At 40.0% G+C, this 2127-nt stretch carries 1 protein-coding gene; it reads left to right on the top strand.

What is annotated here, in order from left to right:
* Positions 1-7: 7 nt before the first annotated feature.
* The coding region (locus tag CBI42_RS10670; protein ID WP_094753958.1) for a VirB4-like conjugal transfer ATPase, CD1110 family at positions 8-2127 on the top strand (2120 nt) is incomplete at its 3' end.

The raw sequence follows: 2127 nt of genomic DNA on the forward strand, positions 1-2127 counted from the left end.
ACAAGAAATGAATTTATTCGGCCGAAAGAAAACCCCGAAACTCTCTAAGGAGGAACGGGAACGGGCCAAACGTCTAAGACGTACCATGACGGCATCTACACAGAATAGTCTTAATTATCAATGGTTGATGCCTGATGGGCTCATGAAAATTACAAATGATCAATTTTCAAAGACCTATCGCCTAGGTGATACAAGCTATATTACTGCAACAGATGATGAGCGAATTGATATCATTGAAACAAGCGCTGATATTTTTAATTCGCTGGATATTGACAATGATATGCAGCTATTGATCCTGAATCGTCGAGTAGAAAGCAATAGCTTATCTTCTATTCGCTATGATTTGGTTGGAGACGGATATGATGATTATCGTAAAGAATACAATGCGATGATCAATGATCGTTTTTCTCAGGAACAAAATACCTTCAAGGTAGAAAAATATCTGACGATTACTACCCAAACAGACCAGGATCATCAAGCTAGAAGAATCCTTGATGATACAGCCAGCGTTATTGAAAGTCAATACAGTGGCTTAGGAATCTCCTTTAAGGAGTTAGAGGGATTGGATCGTCTTCTTATCTTCCGAAAACTCTTGAGGCGAGAAGGTTTTATTGATTTTAACTATGAAGACATCGCTATTTCTGGATTATCCACCAGGGACTTTGTAGCTCCAAACTATCTGAAGTTTGAAAAAGATCATATGAAAATTGATGATTGTTTCGCAAGGGTGATGTATGTTAGACAATATCCTACCTTCTTGAATGACAAACTGATTAAGAATATCCTGGATACAGGAATTGAACTGGCTATCAGTCTGCATGCTAAGCCCTATGATACTGCAGATGCCCTGAAGAAAATCAAGACAGTTAAGTCAAGTGTACGTAGGGAAATGATCAAAAGTCAGAAGGCTGCCGCAAAAGAAGGTTATGGAAGTGACCTGGCCGTTGGTGGGAAAGCTGTGGAGACATCTCGCGAAACAGAGAAATGGACTGAAGAACTCCAGGACAATGACCAAAAAATGTTTTCAGGAGTGATGACGATTTTCTTCATGGCTGACACTCTAGAAGAGTTGAATATCTACACTGAGCAGGTTCAACGATCTGTCCGTAAGAATACGGTAGAACTGGATAAGTGTTACTTGTACCAGGAAGAATCCTTGAATACGATTCTACCGATTGGGATTCCATTTATCAACGTAAAACGCCGTTTTATGAGAGATATGACTACCAGTAACTTGGCCACACAAGTCCCATTTACCAACGTAGATCTTCGATCTAGCAGTCCACGTGCAATTTATTATGGCCAGAATCAGCTATCTAAGAACGCAATCACAGTTGACCGTAAGAAAGACTTGAATACAGGCTCAGGTTGTATTTTTGGGAATTCAGGATCAGGAAAGTCAGTTCTTGCTAAAGGAGGAGAGATTATTCCTACCAAACTACGTTACCCTGAAGATAATACCATTATCGTCGATCCTGAAGATGAATACAGTGATATTGGCCGAGAATTAGGTGCTGAAATCATCACAATCGCTCCTGGATCGCAACATCACTTTAACTTGCTGGATCTACCTGATAAAGACAAACTGCAGGCAGAAGATAGTGATCCGATTGGCCAAAAATCAAACCTCTTATCAACCTTGTTTGAGAATATATTCTCTGAAGTATCAGACGATGAATTTGCGATGATTGACCGTGTAACGAGACAGACCTATGAGGAATTTGAAAAACCAACCTTTAAGGATTGGCAAGCCGTTTTGGAACGTCAACCTGAAGCAGTTGCTAAGGATCTGGCGCTGAAGGCAGAACCTTATACTATTGGATCAAATGATATCTTTGCACACCCTACAAACGTCAATATGAATAGTCGCTTTATTATCTTCAATCTCAAGCAGTTGAGTGGTAAATTGAAGCCATTTGCCCTCCTGGTGATTCAGGACTTTATCTGGAACCAGGTAGTCAATAACCAAGGTAAAACCATTACATGGTTGTACTTTGATGAGTTGCAGCTATACTTCAAAAATAAACTGCAAGCAACCTTCTTTACAGAACTGTACTCACGTATTCGTAAATATGGAGCCATCCCAACAGGGATTACACAGAATCCAGAGACTGTTTTATCTACAGA

This window comes from Streptococcus sp. KR, from assembly GCF_002238115.1.
Lineage (GTDB): Bacteria > Bacillota > Bacilli > Lactobacillales > Streptococcaceae > Streptococcus.